The sequence below is a fragment of the Sinorhizobium alkalisoli genome (assembly GCF_008932245.1).
Lineage (GTDB): Bacteria > Pseudomonadota > Alphaproteobacteria > Rhizobiales > Rhizobiaceae > Sinorhizobium > Sinorhizobium alkalisoli.
Map to the genome: position 1 here is coordinate 528321 of NZ_CP034909.1, position 20993 is coordinate 549313.

The 20993-nt window shown below is 62.1% G+C and carries 22 protein-coding genes and 1 pseudogene; 14 read left to right on the forward strand and 9 right to left on the reverse strand.

Features of this window, described 5'->3' with window-relative positions; genetic code table 11:
• The first annotated feature begins 29 nt into the window (after positions 1-29).
• The 11 genes and pseudogenes from EKH55_RS02515 (at position 30) to rnhA (ending at position 7082) form a co-directional block, all read left to right on the forward strand.
• Positions 30-986 (forward strand): heme o synthase, encoded by a 957-nt coding sequence (locus tag EKH55_RS02515; RefSeq protein ID WP_069460406.1) that lies wholly within the window; start codon positions 30-32, stop codon positions 984-986.
• Complete coding sequence (locus EKH55_RS02520; protein WP_106407922.1) at positions 986-1126, forward strand: hypothetical protein; 141 nt, start codon at positions 986-988, stop codon at positions 1124-1126. Before EKH55_RS02515 ends, EKH55_RS02520 begins: the two co-directional genes overlap by 1 nt.
• A gap of 10 nt (positions 1127-1136) precedes the next feature.
• Positions 1137-1742, forward strand: a complete 606-nt coding sequence (locus EKH55_RS02525; RefSeq protein WP_069460407.1) for a cytochrome c oxidase assembly protein — start codon at positions 1137-1139, stop codon at positions 1740-1742.
• 62 nt (positions 1743-1804) lie between these two features.
• Positions 1805-2683, forward strand: coding sequence for a cytochrome c oxidase subunit 3 (locus tag EKH55_RS02530; protein WP_069460408.1), 879 nt, complete (start codon positions 1805-1807; stop codon positions 2681-2683).
• 185 nt (positions 2684-2868) lie between these two features.
• Complete coding sequence (locus EKH55_RS02535) at positions 2869-3066, forward strand: hypothetical protein (RefSeq protein ID WP_151610924.1); 198 nt, start codon at positions 2869-2871, stop codon at positions 3064-3066.
• Positions 3059-3442, forward strand: coding sequence for a DUF983 domain-containing protein (locus EKH55_RS02540; RefSeq protein ID WP_069460819.1), 384 nt, complete (start codon positions 3059-3061; stop codon positions 3440-3442). The genes EKH55_RS02535 and EKH55_RS02540 overlap by 8 nt, the downstream gene beginning before the upstream one ends.
• Entirely contained in the window at positions 3411-4196 is a 786-nt protein-coding gene (locus tag EKH55_RS02545) for an SURF1 family protein (RefSeq protein ID WP_151610925.1), read from the forward strand. Before EKH55_RS02540 ends, EKH55_RS02545 begins: the two co-directional genes overlap by 32 nt.
• Position 4197: 1 nt before the next feature.
• Positions 4198-4562, forward strand: a pseudogene (locus EKH55_RS02550) (DUF1304 domain-containing protein).
• A gap of 3 nt (positions 4563-4565) precedes the next feature.
• Positions 4566-5576 carry a 4-hydroxy-3-methylbut-2-enyl diphosphate reductase gene (ispH, locus tag EKH55_RS02555; RefSeq protein ID WP_069460411.1) on the forward strand — a complete coding sequence of 337 codons (1011 nt, stop codon included), beginning with the start codon at positions 4566-4568 and terminating at the stop codon, positions 5574-5576.
• 49 nt (positions 5577-5625) lie between these two features.
• Positions 5626-6606: a homoserine kinase gene (locus EKH55_RS02560; RefSeq protein WP_151610926.1), complete on the forward strand. Its 981-nt coding sequence runs from the start codon at positions 5626-5628 to the stop codon at positions 6604-6606.
• Positions 6603-7082 (forward strand): ribonuclease HI, encoded by a 480-nt coding sequence (rnhA, locus tag EKH55_RS02565; RefSeq protein ID WP_069460413.1) that lies wholly within the window; start codon positions 6603-6605, stop codon positions 7080-7082. The genes EKH55_RS02560 and rnhA overlap by 4 nt, the downstream gene beginning before the upstream one ends.
• A 170-nt stretch (positions 7083-7252) precedes the next feature.
• Here the strand turns inward: rnhA and EKH55_RS02570 are convergent, their stop codons facing one another.
• Together EKH55_RS02570 and EKH55_RS02575 are read right to left on the reverse strand one after the other, a co-directional pair.
• Positions 7253-7747 (reverse strand): peroxiredoxin, encoded by a 495-nt coding sequence (locus EKH55_RS02570; protein ID WP_151610927.1) that lies wholly within the window; start codon positions 7745-7747, stop codon positions 7253-7255.
• 177 nt (positions 7748-7924) lie between these two features.
• Positions 7925-8746 carry a protein-disulfide reductase DsbD domain-containing protein gene (locus tag EKH55_RS02575; protein WP_246231767.1) on the reverse strand — a complete coding sequence of 274 codons (822 nt, stop codon included), beginning with the start codon at positions 8744-8746 and terminating at the stop codon, positions 7925-7927.
• 274 nt (positions 8747-9020) lie between these two features.
• Here EKH55_RS02575 and EKH55_RS02580 point away from each other — a divergent pair, with 274 nt between their 5' ends.
• Entirely contained in the window at positions 9021-9626 is a 606-nt protein-coding gene (locus EKH55_RS02580) for a YqgE/AlgH family protein (RefSeq protein WP_069460416.1), read from the forward strand.
• A 117-nt stretch (positions 9627-9743) separates the two neighbouring features.
• Here the strand turns inward: EKH55_RS02580 and EKH55_RS02585 are convergent, their stop codons facing one another.
• From EKH55_RS02585 to thrC, 4 genes are all read right to left on the reverse strand, one after another.
• Positions 9744-12656 carry an EAL domain-containing protein gene (locus tag EKH55_RS02585; protein WP_069460417.1) on the reverse strand — a complete coding sequence of 971 codons (2913 nt, stop codon included), beginning with the start codon at positions 12654-12656 and terminating at the stop codon, positions 9744-9746.
• Positions 12656-13267, reverse strand: coding sequence for a GNAT family N-acetyltransferase (locus EKH55_RS02590; protein ID WP_069460418.1), 612 nt, complete (start codon positions 13265-13267; stop codon positions 12656-12658). Before EKH55_RS02590 ends, EKH55_RS02585 begins: the two co-directional genes overlap by 1 nt.
• A 170-nt stretch (positions 13268-13437) precedes the next feature.
• Positions 13438-14739: a M16 family metallopeptidase gene (locus tag EKH55_RS02595; RefSeq protein ID WP_083265422.1), complete on the reverse strand. Its 1302-nt coding sequence runs from the start codon at positions 14737-14739 to the stop codon at positions 13438-13440.
• A gap of 14 nt (positions 14740-14753) precedes the next feature.
• Positions 14754-16160, reverse strand: a complete 1407-nt coding sequence (gene thrC / locus EKH55_RS02600; RefSeq protein WP_192803736.1) for a threonine synthase — start codon at positions 16158-16160, stop codon at positions 14754-14756.
• Between the two features lie 449 nt (positions 16161-16609).
• Here thrC and EKH55_RS02605 point away from each other — a divergent pair, with 449 nt between their 5' ends.
• Complete coding sequence (locus EKH55_RS02605) at positions 16610-17155, forward strand: hypothetical protein (RefSeq protein ID WP_069460419.1); 546 nt, start codon at positions 16610-16612, stop codon at positions 17153-17155.
• Between the two features lie 79 nt (positions 17156-17234).
• Here the strand turns inward: EKH55_RS02605 and EKH55_RS02610 are convergent, their stop codons facing one another.
• Together EKH55_RS02610 and EKH55_RS02615 are read right to left on the reverse strand one after the other, a co-directional pair.
• Positions 17235-18341 (reverse strand): branched-chain amino acid ABC transporter substrate-binding protein, encoded by a 1107-nt coding sequence (locus tag EKH55_RS02610; RefSeq protein WP_069460822.1) that lies wholly within the window; start codon positions 18339-18341, stop codon positions 17235-17237.
• 153 nt (positions 18342-18494) lie between these two features.
• Positions 18495-19190 carry an HAD family hydrolase gene (locus tag EKH55_RS02615; protein ID WP_069460420.1) on the reverse strand — a complete coding sequence of 232 codons (696 nt, stop codon included), beginning with the start codon at positions 19188-19190 and terminating at the stop codon, positions 18495-18497.
• 250 nt (positions 19191-19440) lie between these two features.
• Between EKH55_RS02615 and EKH55_RS02620 the strand changes: the two genes are divergently transcribed.
• On the forward strand, positions 19441-20109 hold the full coding sequence (locus tag EKH55_RS02620) for a GntR family transcriptional regulator (protein ID WP_071014199.1): 669 nt from the start codon (positions 19441-19443) through the stop codon (positions 20107-20109).
• A gap of 91 nt (positions 20110-20200) precedes the next feature.
• Here the strand turns inward: EKH55_RS02620 and EKH55_RS02625 are convergent, their stop codons facing one another.
• Positions 20201-20881, reverse strand: a complete 681-nt coding sequence (locus tag EKH55_RS02625) for an ArsR/SmtB family transcription factor (protein ID WP_069460422.1) — start codon at positions 20879-20881, stop codon at positions 20201-20203.
• Between the last annotated feature and the right edge of the window lie 112 nt (positions 20882-20993).

Genomic DNA, 20993 nt, shown 5'->3' on the forward strand with positions numbered 1-20993 from the left:
TGCGGCCGCGACAGGACCAGGGACCAGACATGGCGCTCATCAACAATCACGAAGCAGTCGGCATGGACGGTACGCCGCGCCTGTCCGAAGCCTCTGCGCGCGATTATTTCGAGCTGCTGAAGCCGCGCGTCATGTCGCTGGTCATTTTTACGGCCTTTGTCGGCCTCGTCCTTGCGCCAGGGCAAATCAATCCCGTTATTGGTTTCATCGCGATCCTCTGCATCGCCGTGGGCGCCGGTGCCTCCGGCGCGCTGAATATGTGGTATGACGCCGATATAGACGCCGTCATGAGCCGCACCGCCAAGCGCCCAATTCCTGCCGGCAAGGTCCTGCCGCAGGAAGCGCTCGCCTTTGGCCTGACGCTTTCGGCATTTTCGGTGACGATCCTCGGTCTCGCCGTGAACTGGCTCGCAGCCGGATTGCTCGCATTCACGATATTCTTCTACGTGGTCATCTACACGATGTGGCTGAAGCGCTCCACGCCCCAGAACATCGTCATCGGCGGTGCGGCCGGAGCCTTCCCGCCCATGATTGGTTGGGCCTGCGTGAGCGGCGGCGTGTCGGTCGAAAGCATCGTGCTGTTCCTCATCATCTTTCTCTGGACGCCGGCGCATTTCTGGGCCCTGGCGCTCTTTAAGATGGGGGATTACGAGGCCGTCGGCGTGCCGATGATGCCGAATGTCTGCGGCGAGGCGACGACCAAGAACCAGATCGTCGTCTATGCGCTGCTGACGGCACTGAGTGGTATCTGTCCTACCTTGCTCGGCTTTGCGAGCCTCGGCTATGGGGCATTCGCGACGGCCATGGGGCTCGGCTTCATCTGGTATTCGCTTGGCGTTTTGCGCATGGAGAGTGATGATAGACGGATGGTGCCGGCCAAGAAGCTCTTCGCCTTCTCTATCGTCTATCTCTTCGCGATTTTCTCGGCCCTGCTGGTCGACCATGTCGTCGTCGAGATGTGGCTCATTGCCGGAGGTACGATCTGATGGAAACCGTCGAACTCAGCGTCGCCCAAAAGAAGTCCCGCCGCAGCCGAAACATGGCTCTTGGCCTGGTGCTGGCCGGACTCGTCGCGCTTTTCTACGTCGTGACGCTGATCAAGTTCGGCGGCGGCGTGGCCCATTGAGGAGCGGCTCATGACGGATATTCCGCGCAAAGGCCCGAAGGAACGAGCGAATGGCGCCATTGTCGGCGCCTGCCTCGCCTTTGTCGTCGGCATGGTCGGCATGGCCTACGCGGCCGTGCCGCTCTACAACATGTTCTGCCGCGTAACCGGCTACAACGGCACTACGCAGCGGGTCGACCAGGCCTCCGACGTCGTCCTCGACCGGAAGATAAGGGTGACCTTCGATGCCAATGTCGCGCCGGGTCTGCCCTGGGAGTTCAAGCCCGTCCAGCGTCACGTCGACCTCAGGATCGGCGAAACGGTCAAGATAAACTACCGCGCCAAGAACCTATCGTCGAAGCCGACGACCGGGCAGGCGGCATTCAACGTCACGCCATTGGAAGCCGGAGCCTATTTCAACAAGCTCGAATGCTTTTGCTTCACCGAGACGACGTTGCAGCCCGGCGAGGAACTAGAAATGCCGGTCGTCTTCTTCGTCGATCCGGAAATCGTTAAGCCGGTCGAGACGAAAGACATCAAGACCTTGACGCTGTCCTACACCTTCTATGCGCGCGAGCCGTCCAAGCCCGTCGCGGCAGTGAAGGCGAAGGAAGGGCAGGATCAGAACAAACTTTGACATGCGGTCCATTTCGGCTATGCCGGACGGGCTAAAAGAGAGGACTATCGGGGATTACTGACATGGCCGGTGCGCATCAGAAGAATCACGACTATCACATCATCGATCCGAGCCCGTGGCCGCTGCTTGCCTCCATTGGCGCCTTCGTCCTGGCTCTCGGCGGCATCGGCTACATGCGCTATCTTTCCGGCGGCTCGTTCAAGATATTCGGAATGGAGCTTGCCAATCCGTGGATATTCCTGATCGGTCTCGCCATCATTCTCTACACCATGTTCGGCTGGTGGTCGGACACGATCAAGGAAGGGCGCGAGGGGCACCACACCCGCGTCGTCTCGCTGCACTTGCGTTACGGCATGATCATGTTCATCGCTTCGGAAGTGATGTTCTTCGCCGCCTGGTTCTGGGCCTTCTTCGATGCGAGCCTTTTCCCGGGAGAGGCTATTCAGGCGGCGCGCGCGGAGTATACGGGGGGAGTCTGGCCGCCGCAGGGCATTGAGGTGCTCGATCCCTGGCACCTGCCGCTCTACAACACGGTCATCCTGCTGCTGTCCGGCACGACCGTGACTTGGGCCCATCATGCTCTGCTGCACAACGACCGCAAGGGCCTCGTCTACGGCCTGATGCTGACGGTGCTGCTTGGCGTGCTCTTCTCCTTTGTGCAGGGTTACGAATACGCCCATGCGCCATTCGCCTTCAAGGACTCGATCTATGGCGCGACCTTCTTCATGGCGACCGGCTTCCACGGTTTCCACGTCCTGGTCGGCACGATCTTCCTGCTGGTCTGCCTGTTCCGTGCACTCGCCGGCGGCTTTACTCCACAGCATCACTTCGGCTTCGAGGCTGCCGCCTGGTACTGGCATTTCGTTGACGTGGTCTGGCTGTTCCTCTTCTTCTCCATTTACATCTGGGGTGGTTGGGGCGCGCCGATCGCTCACGGCTAAGAGGGATATCTCGTGATGATGACGGGCGGTTGCGGCAACGCAGCCGCCCTTTCTGCTCGACAGCGATTGTGACGATTTGGACTATTCGACTACGGCTTCGTCGCCGCCGCGTCGACATTCTCGTCAATGCTTTCGTCGCATGCTGTGAATACGGCAGACAGGGTCTGGAACCGCCCGGACGGAACATGGAAGCTGCCGTAGAAGCGGCGCCGGTCCGGGGACAGACCAGGGTCATCGGCCAACCGGATCGCTTCGGCTGGCTGGCGCTTTTGACGCAGATGATCGATTGGACGGCGGGCTGTATAGCCGTTACCGTTGGAGAGATGAACGAGATCGGCGATATGGTTCCCGACAATCCGGTGATGAGATCAATCCATGAATGACGACAAGGCCCTCTTTCCGCCGGTGGACCCGGTCATCACCGGTGCCAAGGGACTTTGCCCACGCTGCGGCCAGGGGCGCCTCTTCGACGGCTTCTTGAAGGTCCGGCCGTCCTGCACCGCTTGCGAACTCGACTACCGTTTTGCGGATGCGGGAGACGGGCCCGTCGTCTTCGTGATCCTGATCGTCGGCTTCCTTGTCGTTGGGGCCGCGCTCTGGATGGAGGTGAACGTCAATCCGCCTTTGTGGCTGCACTTCCTGCTCTGGGTCCCGCTCGCGACGGTCTTGAGCCTCGCGCTAACGCGGATACTCAAAGGCGTGCTGATCAATCTCCAGTACCGAAGCAATGCACGTCAGGGTGAGATCGATCGTGGCTGACGCGCGCAAGCCCGCGCCGGGCGGCCGTCGTCGGTTCCTTACAACCCTTGTTCTCGCGGGTCTCGCCTTCGCCGTTCTGATCGGGCTCGGTACCTGGCAGATGCAGCGGCTAGAGTGGAAGGAGGGGCTGATCGCCGCCATTGCCGAACGGCGGGCTGCGCCGCCCTTGTCGCTCGGCGAAATTGAGGCCATGGCAGAGGAAGGCACCGATATCGACTACCGTGCCGTAGGCATTACGGGAGTCTTCGACCACGGCAGGGAGCGCCATTTCTTCGCCACCCATCAAGGGCGTACCGGCTACTACGTCTTCACGCCGCTGATGTTGAGGGACGCCCGCGCGCTGTTCGTCAATCGCGGCTTCGTGCCCTTTGAAAAAAAGGACGCTTCGACTCGTCCCGAGGGCCAGCTTTCCGGAACCGTGACCATCACTGGCCTTGCACGGCCGAAGCTCGCGGAGAAGCCGTCTTCGCTCGTGCCCGACAACGACATCGCCAAGAACATCTTCTATTGGAAGGACCTCGACGCGATGGCGACGTCTGCGGGCATCACCGCCGATCACGTCCTGCCGTTCTTCGTCGACGCGGACGCCTCGCAGAATCCGGGCGGGTTGCCCATCGGCGGGGTGACGCAATTCGACCTGCCGAATAATCACCTGCAATATGCGCTCACCTGGTACGGCCTTGCTGCCGCGCTCGTCGGCGTCACGGGAGCTTTTCTCTACCGGCAGAATAGAGGGAGCCGTACGGGGCATTGAAATGGGGGTCCTATCATTCGTTCTTATCGCGCTGACCGTCTTGCTGCATCTCGGGTTTCTTGTGCTCGAAATGTTTCTCTGGATGAAACCCGAGGGCAGGGCGGTCTTCCGCATGACGCCGGAACGGGCCGAGGCGACGCGGGTGCTCGCGGCCAATCAGGGCTCTATAACGGATTTCTGGCCGCGGGCCTCCTCTGGTCGCTCATCGAGGCGGACCCGGTTTTCGCCTTCAAACTGAAGGTCTTCTTTCTTGTGTGCGTGGTCGTTGCCGCTATATATGGCGCATGGTCGGTCAAGTCCCACATCCTTCTCGTGCAGGGTGGACCGGCGATGCTCGCGCTCCTGTTCCTTCTACCGGCGTCCTGATCCATGGCCTTATCCACGGCAGCAAAATCCCCGATTATCATTCGTCTCTGCGGGCCGCGCGGCTTCTGCGCCGGTGTCGACCGGGCGATTCAGATCGTCGTGCTGGCGCTCAAGGAATTCGGTGCCCCGGTCTATGTTCGGCACGAGATCGTGCACAATCGCTATGTCGTAGAGGGGCTCGAAGCCAAGGGCGCGATTTTCGTCGAAGAGCTTGACGAAATCCCGCTGGAACACCGTAAGCAGCCGGTCGTCTTCTCCGCGCATGGCGTCCCGAAATCTGTGCCGGCCGACGCCGACATGCGCAACCTCTTTTACCTCGATGCCACCTGCCCGCTGGTTTCGAAGGTGCACAAGCAGGCAATGCGTCACCATCGTCAGGGGCGGCACGTCGTGCTGATCGGGCACGCCGGTCACCCCGAAGTCATCGGGACCATGGGGCAATTGCCGGAAGGCGCCGTCTCCCTTGTCGAGACGGTGGAAGATGCGGAAGCCTATGAGCCGTCGGACCCGGACAATTTAGGTTTTGTCACGCAGACGACGCTCTCGGTCGACGATACCGCCGGGGTGATCAAGCGGCTGCATGAGCGCTTCCCGAAGCTGACGGCACCGGCCGCCGATTCGATCTGCTATGCCACGACGAACCGCCAGGAGGCCGTCAAGCAGGCGGCGCCCGGCTGCGACCTTTTCCTGATCGTCGGTGCGCCGAACTCGTCGAATTCCAAGCGCCTCGTCGAAGTGGCTTTGAGAGCGGGGGCGAGGCAAGCCGTCCTCGTTCAGCGCGCCGCGGAAATCGACTGGGACCGGCTTGGCGAGATCTCGACGGTCGGTCTGTCGGCCGGTGCGTCGGCGCCGGAAGTGATTGTCAACGAGATCATCGAAGCATTCCGCGCGCGCTATGACGCGACGGTCGAACTCGCCGATACGGTCGAGGAACACGAGAACTTCCTCGTCAACCGCGAACTGCGCCATGTCGAACTGACCGCCGCGGACATGGCCTTCGTCAACGGCGAGTGAACCGGTCGGACGAACCCTTCTAAAGTGCATCGCTGGAAAGTAGCAAGCCTTGGCAGTTTACACCGATATCGCGGAAGACGATTTGACCCGCTTCCTTGCGGCCTACGACGTGGGCTCGCTGACCTCCTACAAAGGCATTGCCGAGGGGGTGGAGAACTCGAACTTTCTCCTTCACACCACAAAGGGCTCCTATATTCTCACGCTCTATGAGAAGCGGGTGAATGCGGACGACCTTCCGTTTTTTCTGGGGCTGATGCACCACCTTGCGGAGCGGGGTCTTTCCTGCCCGCTGCCCCTGCCGCGCACCGATGGCGCACTCCTGGGGACGCTTTCCGGCCGGCCGGCCGCGGTGATTTCCTTTCTCGAAGGCATGTGGCTCAGAAAGCCCGAGGCGCAGCATTGCCGAGAAGTGGGGCGTGCGCTGGCCTCGATGCACAAGGCCGGAGAGGGATTCCCATTGAAGCGCGCAAACGCGCTTTCGGTGGAGGGCTGGCGGCCGCTTTGGCATAATTCCGAGGCGCGTGCCGACGAGGTGCAAGCCGGATTGCGGGAGGAAATTGCGGCGGAACTCGCCTATCTTGAAGAGCACTGGCCGAAGCGTCTGCCGCAGGGCGTGATCCACGCGGACCTCTTCCCCGACAATGTCTTCTTTCTCGGAGACCGTCTTTCAGGCCTCATCGACTTCTACTTCGCGTGCAATGACTTTCTTGCCTTCGACATTGCGGTCTGCCTGAATTCCTGGTGTTTCGAGAAGGACGGATCCTACAACATCACCAAAGGAATGGCGCTGCTTTCTGGTTACGAGAGCGTGCGCAAGCTCACGACGGAAGAGGTTGTTGCGCTGCCGCTGCTCGCACGCGGCGCGGCACTACGCTTCTTCCTGACGCGGCTCTATGACTGGCTGACGACGCCAGCTGGCGCGCTGGTGGTCAAGAAGGATCCGCTTGAATATCTGACGAAGCTTCGCTTCCACCGCGCCGTGGTCTCGAGCGCCGAGTACGGCTTGAGACGCGAAGGGGCCTCGGCATGAAGCACGTCGATATTTTCACCGACGGCGCCTGTTCGGGAAATCCCGGCCCAGGCGGGTGGGGCGCGATCTTGCGGTATGGCGAAGTTGAAAAGGAGATGTCCGGCGGCGCGGCCGAGACGACAAATAATCGCATGGAATTGATGGCGGCGATTTCGGCGCTGAACGCCCTTAAACAGCCCTGCGAGGTCGACCTTCACACCGACAGCAAGTATGTGATGGACGGCATCTCCAAATGGATCCACGGCTGGAAGCGCAATGGTTGGAAGACCGGCGACAGGAAGCCCGTGAAAAACGGCGAGCTGTGGCAGGCGCTCGACGAAGCGAGGGGGCGCCATCAGGTGACCTGGCACTGGGTCAAAGGCCATGCCGGACACCCGGAGAACGAACGCGCCGACGAACTGGCGCGCATGGGCATGGAGCCGTTCAAGATAGCGCGGCGCTCTGATGCGATGCCGTCGGATAACTCGGGCTACTGACCCGCCGGAGCCAGGCCGCGAAACACTCGGAATTTGCCTTTGCTCCAAGCCCTCCTACAGGCGCGGAGAGGTGAGCGTGATTTGACGCGCGTCCCTTTCAAGCTGCCGGTCGAGCCGCAGCAGCTGCAGCGCAGCTGCTGCGGAGGCCTATTGGAAGATGCTACAGCCGTTCACGGAGCGTCGAGCTGCTCCAGCATCGTGGCGGCCCCGGAAACGATCGCCTGACTCGGGGCGTCCTCGACGTTGAGGTTCTTGACGACGCCATCCTCCACCAGCATCGAGTAGCGCTTGGAGCGGATGCCGAGCGTGCCGGCGGAAAGGTCGATGTCCATGCCGAGCGTCTTGGTAAAGGCGGCGTTCCAGTCGGACAGGAAATGGATCTTGCCCATGCCGCCGGTCGCCGTTGCCCAGGCGCCCATCACATGCAGGTCGTTGACCGACACCACGGCGATGTCGTCGACGCCACGGGCGAGGATCGCGTCGCGGTGCTCGAGGTAGCCAGGTAGATGGTTGAGCGAGCACGTCGGCGTGAAGGCGCCCGGAACGGCAAAGAGAACGACGCGCTTACCCCTGAACAGATCGTCGGTGGTCACCTCCACCGGGCCGTCCGCGGTCTTTTCCTTGAAGGTTGCGCTGGGCAGTCTGTCTCCGACGGCGATGGGCACGGTTCTCTCCTCGTTTGGTGTGCCGCCTCGGGCAGGGCACGCGGGACTAAATGCGCGCCACCCGAAACTGTGCGGCGGTTTGGGGCAACGATATGCACACAACGCTGATCTACAGCATTTTGCTGCCAGGTGGAATCGCCTGAAATCGCACAACTCGTTCCTTTGCTTGGGACCGCCTCAGTTAAGGGCAAGGGTCGCTTCCATGCTGCGCCCGCCGGCGCGTACCGTGAGCGTGATTGCCTTTCCGGCGAGGTCACGGTTCTTGCCAAAGCGCTTCACCGGGACCTCTACGTGGCGAATGTTGCCTGAACTGCCAGCGATGATCGGCTGACCGAAGTAGAATCCGGAGGGCCCGGCGAGAAAGAGATCGGGGTCACCGCTCCCCGCCTCTGCCGGCAGCCGGAGACCGAAGCGGATCAGCCCCGCACTCGCGTCGAACTGCGCCCCGTCCAGGCGGAAATCCTTTGAGGGCGGCTCAGGCAGCATCGCGAGCGCTTTTTCGATGCGGGCACCGTCGAGAGGGTCGTCGAACTCCCCGCTCTTGACCGTGAGTTCCAGGGTTCCCTGGACCGGGATACAGATATTCTCGCAGACGCCGAGGAAGACAGATGCCCGGATCCTCACGTCCTTTCGGTCGCCTCGGCGCTTCAGCTGCAACGGAAATGCGACGGGCGCATCGTAGCCGGCATAGCGATCCGCTCCGTCACCGAACGACTTCGGCGCAGGAAAGCGCATCGCCTCGAGCACGGCGTCTCCTCCCTGATCAAGCGTGATCTGCGGCGGGATTCCGCTTGCGCCGGGCTCGCGCCAATAGGTCTTCCAGCCGGGCTCGAGCTTGATTTCGAGAATGGCGGGAATGGAGCCGTCCGGCTCGGGCTGCAAGGCGACTAGACGGATCGCGCCGCCCTCAGCCCTGATCCATTCGCTGGAGGCGGCGTGAGACTCCCCCGTGAGTAAAGACGTAAGAGCCAGGGTCGCCGCCGCAATCTGTCGGCGCATTTTGGCGCGTGTCGTGCGTTTGCTCATGAGCGTAGCAGTAGCGCCTTTCTCGCCTGCGCTCCAGCGGCGCCAGCGCTCTTGACCAATCATATTTGCTTGAACGCTGCACATCTTCTTGAACGATCGCGTTTCGGCGGATGGCCGCTGGGAAAAGGTACGAATTCGAGTTGGCTTGGCCGAAATGCGCAGGGCTAACCGTCGTACGTGCATATTTCGGCGGCCGCCACGTAGAGACGCTTTTCATTTCGTGGCGAATTGATAGGCTATCTTCATTATGGCGACGAAGGTATTGGACAACACGCGCGAACGCGGATTCCTTGACGGTCAATTCCTGATCGCCATGCCGGGCATGTTCGATTCCAATTTTGCCCGCACGGTCATCTTCGTCTGCGCCCATTCCGAGGACGGTGCGATGGGTTTCGTTCTGAATCGGCCGCAACGCCTGACCTTCCCGGATGTTCTGCTGCACCTCCAGCTTCTCGATCCGGACGAAGCCATTCGGCTTCCCACGACGGCGCGCGAATTCCAGATCCAAGCCGGCGGTCCCGTTGAGACAGGGCGCGGCTTCGTACTGCACTCGGATGATTATTTGAGCGATTCCAGCATTCCCGTCAGCGACGACATTTGCCTGACGGCGACCCTCGACATCGTCAAGGCGATTTCCCGTGGTGAAGGGCCTCTCAGGGCGACCATGCTGCTCGGCTATGCGGGATGGGGCCCGGGGCAGCTCGAAAACGAAATCACCCAAAATGGATGGCTCACCTGCCCTGCGCGCGAAGAACTGATCTTCAGCCGCGACCTGGACGAAAAATACGACAAGGCGCTTGCGCTGATGGGCATTTCTCCCGCCATGCTCTCGCCGGACGCGGGTCACGCCTGATCAGGGCGAGACCACCCTCTCGACCTGTACCGATATTGCCCGAAATCGCCCGGCCCTTTCGATGGGCCGTCTGCCGGCCTGTCCCACGCAATCGGTCAACATCGGTGCAGGTTGGTATCAGGCCCGCTTCATGAGTGGAAACCGCTCCTTGAGCAGCCGCAGGGTTGAATCCGATCCAATCGGCGGACCGAAGAGGAAGCTCTGACCATAGTCGCAGCCCATCTGCGCGAGCTGGATCGCGTCTTCCTCGGATGCGATTCCCTCGGCGACCACCTGCATGTCGAGGTCACGTGCCATGGCGATGACGGAGCGCAGCACGACGGCGCGCTTGTCGCTGGGATCACGCACCAGCGCCTTGTCGATTTTGATCGTCTCGAAAGGAAAACGGGTGAGATAGGAGAGGGAGGAGTGCCCCGTGCCGAAATCGTCGAGCGCCAGGCGCAAGCCCGCTTCCTTCAGCTTTTCGAGTACGAGCCGCGCCTGTTCCGGGTTTTCCATAACCAGCGATTCGGTTAGCTCCATCTTGATCTGGGCGGGGTCGCAGCGGTTCTTGATGAGCAGCGCACGCACGTCCTCATACAGTTCGTTGTTCAAGAGCTGCGCGCTCGATAGGTTGACCGATACGAATATCGGCAGATCGCCGGTTTGCGTCTGCCATTCGGACAGATCGCTCGTTGCCCTGTCGAAGGCGAACATGCCGAGCTGGTTGATGATGTCGGAGTTCTCGGCGATCGGGATGAATTCCGTCGGCGAGATGTTGCCGCGCTTCGGGTGATCCCACCTCATGAGCGCCTCGAAGCCGGCGATCTCGCCATCGCTCAGGCGCACGATCGGCTGGTAGACGAGCGAAAGCTCTTTGCGCTCGATCGCCCGTTTCAGGTCCGCTTCGAGTTGCAGGCGATCCGATCCGGAGGTGCGGAAGGATGGGCGGAACGGTTCGACGCGGTTTCCACCTTCCTTCTTGGCGCGGAACATTGCGAGTTCCGCATCATCGAGCAGGCCCGGTGCACTCTGCTCCTGGTCGAGCCAGGAGACGAGACCAATCGACGCGGTGAGGTTGATTTCGCGATTGCCGTAGTTGAGCGGAACCATGATCGCTTTGCTGACGGCGTCGGCGAAGTCGGCGATCTTCGTCGGATCGCGCTCGGACATGAGGATAAGGCCGAACTGGTCGCCGCCGAGGCGCGCCAGCGTATCCTGCGGGCGCAACAGCCGCCGCAGCCGCCGGGTCAGCGCGATCAGGACGTTGTCGCCGGCGGCGATGCCGAGCAGTTCGTTGACCTGTTTGTAGCGGTCGATGTCGATGGCGAGCACCGTCGGTCGCGTTGCATTCGTCCCGTCGGACATCAGCAGGATCGCCTGCAGACGGTCGAGGAACACCTGCCTGTTCGGCAGGCCGGTCAGATTGTCGAGAAGCGCATTGTGCAGGAGACGTTCGACGGAGTTGCGCTGTTCCGTAATGTCGACGATGGTTCCGACGCAGCGGATAATCTCGCCGTTGGCACCGAGTACCGGCCGCGCCCGGATCGACAGCCAGTGATAATGCCCGTCCTCGGCGCGCACGCGGAATTCATGGTTCAGACGCCCCCGCCGATGTTCCAGCAGAACATCAAGGGTCGCGCGGAAGCGGTCGCGGTCGTCCGGGTGCAGCCGCGGCACCCAGTTGCGCACCGGCCCGTTCATCGTTCCAAGGGAAAGCCCGAGCTGGTGCGAGACATCGGGGAGGGTGATGACGCGGTCACGCGCCACGTCCCAGTCCCAGACAGTATCGCCCGAACCGGTCAGCGCCAGAGCCTGGCGTTCGAGGTCGGAGAAGAGTCCTTGCTGGTAGGCGCCGCCGGAAAAGGCGTGCTGCATGACCGTGAAGCCGATCAGAAGCACGATCAGCACGAGGCCGCCGCCAAGCGCCGGCTGGACAATGTCGTTGGCGAGTTGCCCCGTCACGGCAAGCCACGCTCCGAAGAGCCAGACGAGGATCAGCAGCCATGCTGGAACGAGAAGGATGGCACGGTCGTAACGATTGAAGCCGAGATAGGCAATGAGCACAATGCCCGCCGTTGCCGTCAGCGCGAAGGAGAGGCGCGCTATGCCCGCGGCGATCGCCGGATCGTAGATGGCAACGCCGAAGAGCAGCGCCAGGCCGAGTATCCAGGCGAGCGTCGCATAGCCGAGATGCTGATGCCAGCGGTTGAGGTTGAGATAGGTGAAAAGGAAGATCACCAGACCGGCCGCCAGGAAGACTTCGGTTCCGGCGCGCCATATGCGCTCGTCATCAGCCGTCATGCTGATCAGCTTGGACAGAAAGCCGAAATCGACGCAGATATAGGCGAGCACCGCCCAGGCAAGCGCCGCCGTTGCCGGCAGCATCGAGGTACCCTTGACGACGAAGAGAATGGTCAGGAACACCGCCAAGAGGCCGGCAATGCCGAGTACGATGCCGCGATAGAGCGTGAAGGCGTTGACCGTGTCCTTGTAGGCCTCGGGTTGCCAGAGATAGATCTGCGGCAGATCGGGCGTCGCCAGCTCGGCCACGAAAGTGACGACCGCACCGGGATTGAGGGTGATGCGGAAGACATCGGCTTCCTCGCTCGGCTGCCGGTCGAGCGAGAAGCCCTCGCTGGGCGTGATCGAGAGAATGCGCCGGGAACCGAGGTCGGGCCAGAACAGCTTGGAGTTCACCAGGCGAAAATGCGGTGCGACGATTACCCGTTCGAGTTGCTCCTCCGACACATTGGCCAGCGCGAAGACGGCCCAGTCGCCCTGATGGTTTTCCGTGCTCGAGCGCACTTCGATGCGGCGCACGATACCGTCCGTGCCGGGAGCCGTGGAAACCTGGAACGCTTCTCCATGGCCGCTATAGATTTCCGTCGTGGCGGTGAGATCGAGTGCAGTGTCCTCGCGCGAGATCTTCACCGGTTCGAGCGCATGCGCCACGCCGCCGGCAAGGCTGAGGACGAAGACGGCAAGTGCGACCAGAAACGCTGCCAGCCTTGCGGCTGGCCATGCGAACGGCTTCAAGGTCAGGGGCATCAAAGGGGCATGTTCCTGTTCGGTACGGCATCCGTGGCGAGCCGCGAAAACATCAGGTGATCCCGCCACTGCCCGTTTATCTTCAAGTACTGTCTCAAGTAGCCTTCACGCTCAAAGCCGACCTTTTCAAGGAGACGGATGCTCCGCGCGTTTTCCGGAATACAGGCTGCCTCGATACGGTGCAACTCAAGCGTCGAAAAGATGTAGGGGATTGTCAGCTTCAGTGCGCCGCACATGTGGCCGTGACCGGCATATTTCTGGCCCATCCAGTAGCCGATCATGCAATTCTGAGCTGCCCCTCGGCGGATGTGACCGATGGTGAGGCCGCCGAGCAGGGTTTCATCGGATTTACGGAAAAGCAACAAAGGCACGGCCTGACCGGATGCATATTCCTGTTCGTTGCGGTTGACGCGGTTGCGAAACGCGCTTTCCGTCATCTCGTCGGTGCGCCAGCTCGGCTCCCAGGGCTCCAGGAAAGTGCGGCTGTCGCTGCGCAACCGGTACCATTGCCGATAATCGGAATATCGGGGCAGGCGCAGCAGGTAATGCTCGCTGGCGATCTCGACCGTCTCGGGCTGCCGCGACAGGAACCGAAAAACCGATCGTGCCATATATGCCTCCGCGCCAAGCTCACGAGCCGGGCAATGACAAAAGCAAATGCCGTCTCATTTCGAAACGTCGCACAAGTTTACGTCCAAATCGAATCCGATTTTAGAAATTGTGCAAGAAAATCACGGCGTACGGCCGCCGATCGCATCAGCCGCAGCGGCAGCAGCCTGCGTCAGCCTGCCATGGCCTTTACCGCGGCCGGCTTCGCGCTCAACGAAGAGAGGAGATCGTTCATCGAGGCGAGGTGCTCGAGAGGGCCGATCGCCGAAAGTGTGGGCACGGTGTCGAAGAAAAGCCGACCGGCGAGATCCGTCAGGCGCTCGATCGTGATGCCGGACAAACGCTCCATGAGTTCGTCGTTCGGAATCGGCCGACCATAGAGCATCATCTGCCGGGCAATCTGGCCGGCCCGGGCCGCGGGGCTCTCCTGACCCATCAATAATTGTGCCCGGATCTGCGCGCGAGCGCGCTCGATCTCCTGCTGTTCGATGTTCGTCGAAGACTTCCGCAACTCCTCGACTATGACCGGCATCAGTTCGGGCAGGTTTTCGCCACCGGTCGCGGCATGGATGCCGAAGATACCGGTGTCGGAAAAGCCCCAATGGAAGGCATAGACGGAATAACAGAGGCCGCGATGCTCGCGCACTTCCTGGAAGAGGCGTGACGACATGCCGCCGCCAAGGATATTGGCGAGAATTTGCGAGCAATAGAAATCGCGAGCATGATAAGCCCTGCCTTCGAAGCCGAGCAGGATTTGCGCGTCCATGAGGTCGCGGGTCTCACGACTGTCGCCGCCGGTATAGCGGGCCGTATCCAGCACGGGAGATTCAAGCGGCGAGGCGGGCAAGGTGGAGAAACGCTCCTCCACCTGACGCACGATCGTATCGTGGTCGATGGCGCCGGCGGCGACGATAAAGGTCCGGTCGGTTGTGTAATTGCGGCCGAGATAGTGGCGAATCTGGCGGGGCGTAAACGACATAACCGTTTCCGGCGTCCCGAGGATCGGCCGGCCAACCGTCTGATCGCGATAGGCCGTCTCGGCAAAGTGGTCGAACACCACGTCGTCCGGCGTGTCGTCCGCAGCGCCGATCTCCTGCAGGATCACGTGCTTCTCGCGGCGGAGCTCGTCCTCCTCGAAAGTCGATTCCGTCAGGATATCCGCCAGGATATCGATCGCCAACGGCACGTGGTCCTTGAGCACGCGGGCATAATAGGAGGTCGTCTCGGTGGAGGTGGCGGCATTGACCTCGCCGCCGACATTCTCGATCTCTTCGGCGATCTGGCGGGCGCTGCGCCGCCTCGTGCCCTTGAAAGCCATGTGCTCCAGCAAATGCGCAATGCCGTGTTCCTCCACGGTCTCATTGCGCGAACCGGACTTGATCCAGACCCCGAGCGCCACGCTCTCGAGATGCGGCATTTGCTCGGTAACCACGGTCAGCCCGGAAGGCAGCCGGGTGCACTCAACTTTCATCATCCGCTTCTTTCGTTCTAATCCCGAACGCGCGTGCGCTCGCCGATGAAGGTTTCGACGATCTTCAGTTCCGGATCCAGAATATCGAAACGCTCCGCCCTACTCATGAGATCAGCAAGCCACGATGGAAGCGCCGGGTCAATACCGCTGGCCGATTTTACCGCGTCGGGAAATTTGGCCGGGTGGGCGGTCGCAAGCGTCACCATCGGTGCTTGAAGCTTCTCATGCCCGGCCGCAACAAAAACGCCGATTGCCGTATGCGGATCAAGGAGATAGCCGGTTTCTTCATAGGTTTTTCGGATCGTCTCCGACACCTCTTTCTCCGAGGCGCTGCCGGCGCGGAATTCCTTGCGGATTTTTTTGAGCGCGCCCTCGCCGATGGCGAACGAGCCGGACTGGTTGAGTCCTGCCATCGCCGCGCGCACCGCAGCCGGATCCCGATCATGGGTCTCGAACAGAAGCCGCTCGAAATTGGAGGAAATCTGAATGTCCATCGACGGGGACGTCGTGGCCTTCACCTCGCGCATTTCATAGCGGCCGGTCTTCAGAGTCCGTGCGAGAATGTCGTTCTCATTGGTGGCGATGATCAGCTTGTCGATCGGCAGTCCCATGCGCTTGGCGACGTAGCCCGCGAAGATATCGCCGAAATTGCCGGTCGGCACAGTGAAGGAGATCTTCCGGTCCGGGCCGCCGAGCGTGATCGCGGTCGTGAAATAATAGACGATCTGCGCCATGATGCGCGCCCAGTTGATCGAGTTGACGCCGGAAAGCTTCACCCGGTCGCGAAATGCCTCGTCGTTGAACATGGCTTTGACGAGGTTCTGGCAGTCGTCGAAATTGCCGTTGACGGCAATCGCATGCACATTGCCGGCCGTCGCGGTGGTCATCTGCCTCTGCTGCACCGGCGACACCTTGCCGTGCGGGAAGAGGATGAAAATATCGGTACGCTCGCGGCCGGCAAAGGCATCGATCGCCGCTCCGCCGGTGTCGCCCGACGTCGCGCCGACGATCGTCGCGCGTTCGCCTCGCTCGGCAAGCACATGGTCCATCAGCCGCGCCAGCAACTGCATGGCGACGTCCTTGAAGGCGAGCGTCGAGCCGTGGAAGAGTTCCATCACGAAGGAGTTCGGGCCCGTCTGGACCAGAGGTGCCACCGCGGGGTGGCGGAAGGTGGCGTAAGCCTCGTCGATCATTTCGCGGAACATCGCGGCCGGGATCTCGCCATTGGTGAATGGTTCGAGCACGGCGAATGCAACGTCCTGGTAGGACTTGCCGCGCAGCCGCCGGATTTCCTTCTTCGAGAAGCTCGGCCACTCCTTCGGAAGATAGAGGCCGCCGTCGCGGGCAAGTCCCGCCAAAAGCGCATCGCAGAATCCGAGCGGGGTCGCTTCTCCGCGCGTCGATATGTACTTCACCGTCTTCATCCCTCGTTACCCATATCCCATGGCTGGAGTGCCAACGGGCGACCGGCCCGCGCACTCTTCTCGATCCGCGTTCTCCCGCCGCATCCCTCGAGAGGCGCATAGCCCCGGTTGTAGCAAGCAGGCGTTGCGGAGGTCGTGAGCGACGCCCGCGGCCCTTTTTGCGTCAGTCCCCCGAAAAACGCGCGGCCATTCTTGTTACCATGGCAATTTCGCGCCCTTTTCGGAATTTTCGGTTCAACAGGGCCACCCCGTCGATTTTTCGATTTCGCGCTGCTATAGACGATGCCCGAAGGCCGTGAAAGGCCTCTGTCGATCGTGAGCGCACCGAAAGCGGCGGTCCCGCATGATTTCGGTCCGAGCATCGCAACGGGCCGCGACGACTACGGCTGCTTGAGGCCGCGGTCACAGCGATCCCGAGTTTTGAACTGGTTCTGAAGAGGTTGTGCAACGTGTCTGCCAATGTGTCTCGCCATCTTCTCGCAATGTCCGTCCTGCTGGCCGTCGCCGGCTGCAACAAGACGCAGACGGGAGGGGCAATCGAAGCGGGCGGCAGCGCGAGCGCGCCGACGCCGGCCGTCGTCCAGGCGTCTTGCCCGCCTGTAACGCTCAGGGATGGAACCGCCTCCTACCGCACCTATGCGAAGGGTGGAAAGGACGATCCGACCAAGGTCGTCTATCAGGCGTCGCTTGCCGATACCACGCGCCAGTGCGTACAGAGCCAAGACAGCCTCAAGGTGACGGTGGTCGCGCAGGGTCGCGTCGTGGCCGGGCCCGCCGGCGGGCCGGGCAAGCTGTCCATGCCGATCCGCGTTGCCGCGACCGACGGGGAAAAGACGCTTTATTCCGAGCTGACGCAATTCCCGGTCGAGGTTCCGCCGGGCAGCACCAATGCGCAGTTCGTCTTCACCAAGGCCGACGTCACCCTGCCGGCGGGCGCCGGGGCGGACGCCAAGATCTTCATCGGTTTCGACGAGGGGCCGTATCGGACGCAGTAGGCCTCACGGTCACCTGTACAGCGCCGCGCGTCGTTTCAGACGCGCATAGGGTCGCTGTAACTCTTTGAACCTGCGCCGATCACTCGGCGGGCACGCTGTTGCCGGCCTCCCATTTGTAAAGCGAGAAGCTCGGCGAGGTCAGATCGCCGGATTCGCCATAGGTCAGTTTGCCGATCACCGTATCGATCTCGTCGCCGGACTTAATCGCTGTTGCGACCGCGGTCGGATCGTCGGGGGAGCCCGTCTTCTCGATGCCGGCCTTGATCACCTGTACGGCGGCGTAGGCGTTGAGCGTGAAGGCTTCGGCCGGAATGTTCTTCGCCTTGAGAGCCTCAATCACCGGCGCAGCGGCGGGGTTGCGGGTGGCGTCGCTGGCATTGGTGTAGATCGTCTCCTCGGCCGCATCGCCGCCGATTGCCCAGAACTCTGTGTTGGAGAGGCCGTCGCCGCCGATCAGCTGTGCGTCGACGCCCTGGTCGTGCATCTGACGGACAAGCAGGCCGCCCTCGGCGTGATAGCCGCCGAAATAGACCACGTCGACATTCTCGGCTTTAAGGCGGGTGACGATGGCGCTGTAGTCCTTCTCGCCCGGGGTCAGTCCTTCATAGACGACCTCATCGATGCCGCCTGCATTGATGGCGGCCTTGAAGCCGTCGGCAAGGCCCTTGCCGTAGGCACCCTTGTCATGAAGGACGGCGATGCGCTTGTCCTTGAGTTTCTGCAAGACGTAATCGGCGGCGACCACCGCCTGCTGATCATCGCGGCCGCAGGTGCGAAAGACGTTCCAGAGCCCGCGGGTGGTGAGATTCGGCGTGGTCGCCGTCGGCGTGACCATCAGGATGCCGTTTTCAGCCAGCACGTCGGAGGCCGGCATCGCCGTACCCGAAAGAACCGGGCCGACCACATAGCGCACGCCTTCGCCTGCAAGCTGGTTGGATACGGACACGGCCTGCTTCGGTTCGCCGCCGGTGTCGACGATCCTGATGACGACCTTCTCGCCACCGATGCCGCCTTTTTCATTGATCGCGGCTACGGCGGCCTCGGCGCCGTTCTTGACCTGCTCGCCGAAGGCCGCGACCGCTCCAGTGAGCGGGGTGATCACGCCGAGCGTGACGTCGGCATGGGCGAGCGGAGCAAAAGCGATACCGGCCGCAAAGGTCAATCCAGACAACAATGAAACACGCATGGCGTTTTCTCCTCCTTGGAAAGTCCCCTTGAACCTGTTGATATAGTCCTCTTGCGCGGCCGGGAAACTGGGTTCGTTGACGGAAAGCGCACGCATTTGGTTGCGCACTCCGTTGAGGACGAGTTTCCAGTCGGTTCAGGCCGGGAAAAGCTGTCAGGCCGTCAGCGATTCCGACCATTCGGCAAGCGCAGCGACCACGCCGGGCAGGGACGCCATGCGTGAGATGACTGTTTCCGCGCCGGCATCCGTCAGCCTGTCGGCATGCGATGGATAGGTATGCTTCCCACCGGTGAAGCCGACGACGCGCATCCCGGCCGCCCGCGCGCCGTGGACGCCGTGGACGGAATCCTCGATGACGAGGACGCGCGAGGGGTCGCGGCCGAACTGAGCGGCTCCGTGCAGGAAGATGTCCGGCTTCGGTTTCACCCGATCCGGCCCGAGGTCACGCGCGGAATAGATATGGGGACCGAAATGATCGCGGATGCCGACCTTGCCAAGCATCGTGGCGAGACGCTCCGAGGTGGAGTTGGAGCAGATGCAATGCGGCAGCGTGAGCTGCATCAGCACCGGCAGGACGCCGTCGATGATTCTGACGTCGCGGGCCAGTCGCTGGTCGAGAATGGTGTCGACCTTGTCGATCAGCGAGGCCGAGAGCGGAACATTGGCCTCCTTTTCGATCGTCAGCAGGGTGTCGCGCCATGTCATGCCGGCGAAGCGTTCATTCATCTCGTCGATGCTGATCGGATAGCCTGCCTCGCTCACCAGCGCAGCCTGAACTTCCGAGGCTATGATTTCCGAATCGACGAGAACGCCGTCGCAATCGAAGATGATGAGGTCGATACCGGTCATGATAATTCCTTGGGGGAAACGCCGCTGGCAGGGAGGCTCTGAAATGCGGACGGAAAATGGTCCCGGCAGATTTATACGATGGCGGTTCAAAGCTCAACCTTGAGCGGGACGAGGAAAAGTGCGAAGCGGTTTTCCGCCCGGGCTGGAACAGCGCGCGTGCCCGCATTACGCGCGGCTCAACCTCTGGAAATCGTCGGGAGATCGCCGCAGCTTGCTCGACAGGCACCGGCTGCGCCTCTATCTGTGATGCATGACGAAGGAACGGGACGACACGCTTGCCAGCCGCATCAGCCGGGCTCTCGCCGAGAGGATCATCTCCGGTCAGCTCGCGCCGGGCGAAAGGCTGCGCCAGGATCATGTTGCCGAGGAGTTCGGCGCCAGCCATGTACCGGTCCGCGAAGCCTTCCGCCGGCTCGAGGCCCAGGGGCTTGCCGTTAGTGAGCCCCGCCGTGGCGTCCGCGTCGCGGCCTTCGATCTTAAGGAGGTGCGCGAGGTTGCCGAGATGCGCGCGGTCCTGGAGGTGCTGGCCCTTCGCCACGCCATGCCCCATCTGACGCGCGCCATTCTCGATCGGGCCGAGGTGGCGACGGCCGCCGCCGACAGTTCCCGTGACGTGCGCAGCTGGGAGGCGGCAAACCGTGCCTTTCATCGCCTGATCCTCGAACCTTGCGCCATGCCCCGCCTGCTCGCCGCAATCGACGATCTTCACGCGGCAAGCGCTCGCTTCCTCTTCTCCACCTGGCGGTCGAGCTGGGAGGCGCGCACCGATCACGATCACCGGGCGATCCTCGCGGCGCTCCGCCAGGGCAAGTGTGAGGAGGCCGCGGCCATTCTCGAGCGGCATGTCGGCTGGATTGGCCGGTCGCCTGCGAAAACCGCGGGCGGCGAGATCCGCGGCGCCTTTTCCATCGTCGGATAGGTGCGTCTTTTCAGACGGCGCAAAGATCGGTGCACGCGCCTCGCCGCAGCGGTTTGGGGCGACGCTGGTCGACGCCGGCACCGGCGCGCGTCTATAGCGGAAAGTGCTCCAGGAAAGCCTTCTCGCCCGCGTCGGTGAAGCGGATGGCGCGGCTGTCCTTCACGCGCTTCGCCCAGCCCCTGTCGATGAAGTGCGCAAGCAGCGCCTCGCCGAGCGAGCCGGCGAGATGTGATCGGCGTTCGCTCCAGTCGAGGCAGGTTCTGCAGATCGGCCGGCGGGACGCCCTGAGCGCCGCATAGTCGATGCCGAGCGCCTCGACGCGTTCGCGGCCGGCATTGGTCAGCGCCACCTCTTCTCCCTCCATTTCGATCTGCTTGGCGCCAATGAGGCTATCCAGCATCCGCACACCATAGTCACCGGCCAGGTGGTTGTAGCAGACCCGCGCCTTGCGCAGTGCCGGATCCTTCGGCCCCGGCCGGTGTCGCGTGAGGCCGCGGCTTGCGGCAAAACCCATGAGACCTTCGAGCATGAGCCCGACCTCGTCTTCGCTTAGCGCGTAATAGCGATGCCGCCCCTGCTTGCGTTGCGTCACCAATCCGCCGGCCTCGAGCTTGGCAAGATGCGAACTCGCGGTCTGCAACGTCACGCCGGCATGACCGGCAAGCTCTGTCGGCGTCAGCGCCTGGCCGCCCATTAGCGCGGTCAGCATATTGGCGCGTGCGGGGTCTCCGATCAGCGAACCGATCAGGGCAATGTCAGGACCTTCCTTCATAGTTCGATGGTAATCGAAGCATTGAAGCAGGGCAAGCGGGCATGGTGGGCGGGGTCCGATATATGTTGCCCATGAGTGTGCAGCGTTTTCGGATGACGACATGCATGAACAA